Here is a 5503-nt window from a genome sequence, read left to right as displayed (position 1 = left end):
TCTTCTCTGTGTTCAAATAATTTTTAAGGATTTATTCACAAAGAGGTTATGAGACGCTGCGCTTTTAGAGGAAATAAAAAGCCAAATATTATTCTGTAGCAGCGATTTTATATCGCGTATTTATAGGCATTTGTATTTTACCCGCGCCTCGCCGCTCTAAGCCCGCGGCCTTCTCATTCCCGCTTTGTGGTTCATAAAAGCGTCAATTAATAGATGACTACTTAATCAGTCATTAACCCACTAATGACTGCTTTATTAGCCTTTAACTTATAGAGGGTATTACGCTTTCTAAGCGTTTTATGTCAATATCACTGATATTAGCAAAACGTTTAAAGTGCGTTGCCCACTGGCGAGTATAACTCTCAACCTCGGCAATTATTTTTGTTGCTTGAGCCTTGTTGAGGCCGAAGCGTTTGGCTTGCGACAGTAAATTATCGATACTAGCATATCGGCCATCATCACCAAGCCCTATGCCATGCTGCTTTGAGTTATTAATAGGGGTGATATCATAAGCGGGGCTCATACGCCACGTTTGCCCTGCAAAGTGATACAAAAATGCATGATTTCGGCTGTGATCATCAGTATTACCAATAAATACGTTAAATACCATTCGCTTGTAGAGCTCTGTAGCATCAGCAGCGAACTCACCTGTGTGGTGGCGAATAAATTCAGCCAGTTCACCGTAGCTATAGTATGTTGCTAAGTCGTTTATCGCGACTTTTGGTTTTTGTAATAAGCTATTGGCGCTTAAAAAGTGATGAGTTGGTAAGTCATCGCTTACATCAAAACGTTCAACTAACAGAACATCGCCATTTTCTGTTTCATGAATACGGGTATTTGCAGTGCGAATCCCTAATTCATTAGCCATACACATAGCGCCATGCTCAGCCCTAGCTAAATTAAACAAATCGTCTTGACGATTAAACTTTGCCAAATAAAGTTTTTGGTCAATTTTCACAGAGGTTTTAGGTCTTGCTCCCCCCATACTTTGACCAAATTCAAAGGCTTTTTTTGCTTCCTGTGAAATCGCTTTATTGGCGAGCAAATCGTCCTTTGCTTGATCTAACAAGGCTAAATCGGCTAATGTATTTTTATTCGCTTTATGTTTTGATGCGCTGCGCGACAAACTAAATACCAAGGCGCCAACACCATACCCAGACCCTGCGAGTAAAAATTCTAGCTCATTTTTTGGTTTGGTATTATGCAGCGACAGTATAAGCTTACGCCCCCACGAATCAGCTCCCGCATCACTTAACACCCCAAACACACCTTTATTGGCAGAATAACTAACGATGCCAGGCTGTAGTGGTAAATGTAGCGGATCGAGCGCAAACGCATCAGAGCGCGCAAGGTAACTTTTACCATAATTAAACTCACCTCGGCCTGTTTGTGTATTTAACTTAAAAAAACCACAAATTACCGGGCTGTCTTCTAAACCGTCAATAAATACATAAGCTTCAGAAGTCATCGTTAATCACCTGAGTTTTATTGCTTTTACGCTGTCTTGCATTATAACCGCCCACATCTGCGGCAAGCTCGTTAATTTCATCCAGCAATGAGCCTTGCAATTGAAGAACAACAAGGGCTTCAAACAATATATCGCTTTTTACTACCTCCCCTTGCTCAAGCTTTTGTACCGTGGAGCGAGATACACCAATCATTTTAGCGAACGTGCTCTGGGTATAAAGTAAAGTACGATGCTGGCGAATTAAATCACCCAATCGACGCGCCAGTTTTAATGCTTGTTCAGATCTCATAAATGACTACCTAATCGGTCATTAATATACTAATGATTAGTTTAGCGGTATTTAATATGATTGCAATATTATTTAAATAGATACGAAATGAGTTTCGAGCTTCGGGTAACGAGCCGCGAGCGACGGGCTATAAATTCAGACTAGCCCCTAGCGCCTAGAACCTTTTACCTATTCCCACCATAATCGTTAAGCTTGCTGACGCGAAAAGCACCGCTTTTAAATTAGGTTACTTTCACGCCATTATTCGCCTCAAAAAATGAGGCGAATATCATACTTAATTGCCTCACTGTGTGTCATCGTGTTGAAATAGTAGGGCTTTGAATTACAAAAAAAGCTTTAAGCTTTTTAAAGTCATTTGGCTATTTTATAACGAGTACTGCGACCGCCCGCTGAGGTTTTCTTTATATAATCCAGTGTTTGTAAATCTGATAAGTGGCGCGTCGCCGTCGCGCGACTTACCTTAGCCACTTTTTGATACTGACTCGCACTGATGCCCTGCTCAAATTGGCCATCAAGTAATTTATTAAGCACTTTTACTTGTTGTTCATTTAGTCTAGTTTGATCTTTTTTAAACCAATAATTAGTTTTTGCGACAGTTTGCTCAATATTCTTCAGGGTAGATTCAATTGCTTTATTGAGCGTATTTAAAAACCAGGTAATCCACTGTGTAATGCACAAATCACCACGCTGTGTTGCCTCTAAGACCTCATAATAGCCTTTTCTATCTTCTAAAATTGCCACCGACATCGCATAGAACCGTATCGACTCTTTATGCTCTTGAGCAAGCGCTAAATCTGTAATAAGGCGCGTAATACGCCCGTTACCATCTTCAAGTGGGTGTAAGGTTACAAACCACAAATGAGCGATAGCAGCACGAATAAAAGGGTCTTCGTGTCGATCATTATAACCTGCATTAAACCAATTAAAAAAAATAGCGAGTTCGTTTTCGATAACATCTCTTGGTGGAGCAGTAAAATGTAATACGGGTCTATCTAATCGCCCTGATACAACTTGCATTGGCTCGTTGCCACGTAATTGACCGCCCGCAATTTGAGTAAATAATCCTTGTTCACCTGCAAACAATAAACGATGCCAATTCAACACACGTTCTAAATCAAGCGGTGTATCGGTGTTATTAATTGCATCCAACATGATCTCTGCAAGATTATCGCTTTGCAATGTGGTTGGATAAGGCTGCTCATCAATGTGGAGTTTTTTAGCTAGTGACGAACGCACAGAAAATGCATTAAGCTTCTCCCCCTCAATGGCACTTGAATGAATTATATTAGCCAATAAAGTGTCAAGCGCTTGCTGTTTTTGCTGCGTACTTTGCCCATCCATGCGACCAACGAGCACACCTTGGTTAAAACAAAGCTCTCTCAACAACGGCGCAAGCTGTTTTTCATCCCACGTAAAGTTCGGCCAATCTTGTTGTTGCCATATCCACATAAGCGTTTGCCCTCAAGGTAAGTAGCTTCAGTCTATATGATTTAATCGCCTCACACAATGAGGCAATTAACACACTTAATTGCCTCATTGTGGAGTTTGTGGACTTGTGCAAACCCTAGCGTCCTTTACAATTAACTTAGAGCGTTTGACCTTTCGTTTCAGCGCAGCGTCTCTTAATCTCTTTGTGAATAAATCACTTAAAACCATATTTGCACAAAGAGAGGTAATGAGAGTAAATGAGAAGACAGCGAGCTTCGGGTGACAAGCCGCGAGCAACGGGCTATAAATTCAGCCTAGCGCCTTTAACCTTAAACCTTTTACCTATTCCCACCGTAGGCGTTAAGCTTGCTGACGTGAAAAGCGTAGCTTTTAATGGCTCGAAACCCGCAACTCGATACTCGTCGCCTTTGAGCAAAGTTATTCAAAAATATTCCTGATATTTTTGTTGGTTATTCGTCACCTCTCGGCGCTCTGAGCATTAGTGTGTGGTGATTGTGAAAATACAGCGCTTTTTAAATTTGATGGTTAAAGCTCAATATCATTCAAAACAATCTTACAAAATGATTTGAATACATCAAATGCTTCTTGCCACACCAGTTTATGACTACCATAAACCATTGGAACAACATATTCATTAAAACGCGTTTCATAGAGTGAGTTCGCTTGCAATACACCTAAGGCAAACTTAAGTTCAATAATCGGTTCTGCCATAAATTCTAAATGCTGGTTACCGTAACGGGTAATATCTTCTGCTATGACTTTTTTGACTAAAGGCACCACACCTGATGCATCCGCCAACCCAGCGTGTTGAATATAATACGTATCATAAACATGGCGAATTAGCGCAGGATCATCGTCTCTTCTATTATCACGTGCAAAGCTCGCTGTGCGCCTAAGCATAGACACTAACTTTTCAGCTTGTGTACTCTCAATACTAGAAAAGTCCATCAGCGGCACTTCTGGTGCCTGTTGAGTTACCTCGTTCACTAAAGAAGATATATTGCGGCTTTGTACATTATCAAAAAGTAACGTTTCAATAAGCTCTAATTTAATAAACGGTCGTAAGCATGGGGCTTTTGAATGGGCTTGAGGATAGCGAATATCAATTTGTTGATATCGATATTCATCAAAAACAGTTGGAGTATTTTCTACAGAAAAATAATCATGTGAATTAATTGCAGCAATTAACTGTAAGTGGAGCGCTTTTCTAGCCTTTCTTCTTTTAGTTTTAGACGTGTTAGCAGTTAAATCTTTGGGAATAATTTTTATATCAACATCTTCAGACATTCGATGAGTTTTAATGCCTGACTTTGTTAATGCCGTACCACCTGAAAAAACTAAAAAATGCGTATCAAAAGATAGCTCACAAAGTAGCTTAAGTAATGCAACTACATAGTAATCTTTTTCAACAATGGCAGGGTTACCCATACCAAGAGCATCCGCTACATCTAAAAATAAATCGCTATCAACTCGCATTGATAGCGCTATTATTTACAACAATTTTACGCTTAAACCGGCTATTGGTCATTATTTTAAATGAAGCGGGAACTTGTAAACTTTCACCCTCAAGACTGCGTTGTGTAAATTCATCAAACTGGTACTTAACGCCCAGTTTTTCAACAGCCTCTAAAATGACTCCATCTGCACCCGCAGGTGATGCTGGCATTAACTTACCAGTAATGCGATTTTCTCGCGCTTTAGTATAAAGCCCATAACCAATACGTAACAACTGGCCACTATCTACCAGCTTTTTTAAAACACGGCCAACTTGGTCGTAACCTGCAATATCAGCAAAATCAGCGCGCTCAAAAACATAACGCTTAGAGCGGTTTATTCTTGTGGTTACTTTACTTGCTATTGTCATATTAATTACTCTCGTTGCTTAGACAAAATATAGCAAACATACGACATCTAAACAATGCAAACATACGACATTGAAATGATCGCGTTAAATTATCATAGTAGTTAATTTCACCATAGGAACCAGCATTAGCTATAATTGCTTTAAAACGAATTTACCACCGAGGGTGGCGGGATACGAGCGGCGAGCGGCGGGCAACCCCCCAGCACTTCCTTGTAGGTCGTCATTTATGGCGACAATGTCTAATATTGAAAATTGACGCGCTAAAGCACGACCTACATTAGACCCTTTGTGTCTACCTCTAAAACGCAGTGCCTCTTAATCTCTTTGTGAATAAATCACTTAAAACCATATTTGTACAAAGAGAAGACAGCGGGTTTCGAGCAGCGAGCGACGGGCTATAAATTCAGACTAGCGCCTTTAACCTAAAATCTTT

At 40.2% G+C, this 5503-nt stretch carries 5 protein-coding genes; all 5 read right to left on the bottom strand.

What is annotated here, in order from left to right:
- Positions 1–262 precede the first annotated feature (262 nt).
- Positions 263–1468: a type II toxin-antitoxin system HipA family toxin gene (locus P20439_RS12740; protein ID WP_008467433.1), complete on the bottom strand. Its 1206-nt coding sequence runs from the start codon at positions 1466–1468 to the stop codon at positions 263–265.
- Positions 1458–1757 carry a helix-turn-helix transcriptional regulator gene (locus tag P20439_RS12735; protein WP_004589614.1) on the bottom strand — a complete coding sequence of 100 codons (300 nt, stop codon included), beginning with the start codon at positions 1755–1757 and terminating at the stop codon, positions 1458–1460. The genes P20439_RS12740 and P20439_RS12735 overlap by 11 nt, the downstream gene beginning before the upstream one ends.
- Before the next feature lie 351 nt (positions 1758–2108).
- Positions 2109–3206: a Fic family protein gene (locus tag P20439_RS12730; RefSeq protein ID WP_008467431.1), complete on the bottom strand. Its 1098-nt coding sequence runs from the start codon at positions 3204–3206 to the stop codon at positions 2109–2111.
- Between the two features lie 525 nt (positions 3207–3731).
- Positions 3732–4682 (bottom strand): nucleotidyl transferase AbiEii/AbiGii toxin family protein, encoded by a 951-nt coding sequence (locus P20439_RS12720; protein ID WP_008467427.1) that lies wholly within the window; start codon positions 4680–4682, stop codon positions 3732–3734.
- A complete protein-coding gene (locus P20439_RS12715; RefSeq protein ID WP_008467425.1) occupies positions 4672–5070 on the bottom strand; it encodes a DUF6088 family protein in 399 nt (132 codons plus the stop codon). The genes P20439_RS12720 and P20439_RS12715 overlap by 11 nt, the downstream gene beginning before the upstream one ends.
- Positions 5071–5503 lie beyond the last annotated feature (433 nt).

The organism is Pseudoalteromonas sp. BSi20439, assembly GCF_000241165.1.
Lineage (GTDB): Bacteria > Pseudomonadota > Gammaproteobacteria > Enterobacterales > Alteromonadaceae > Pseudoalteromonas.
Note: the sequence above shows the minus strand (reverse complement) of the source record. Positions and strands in the feature narration are given on the sequence as shown.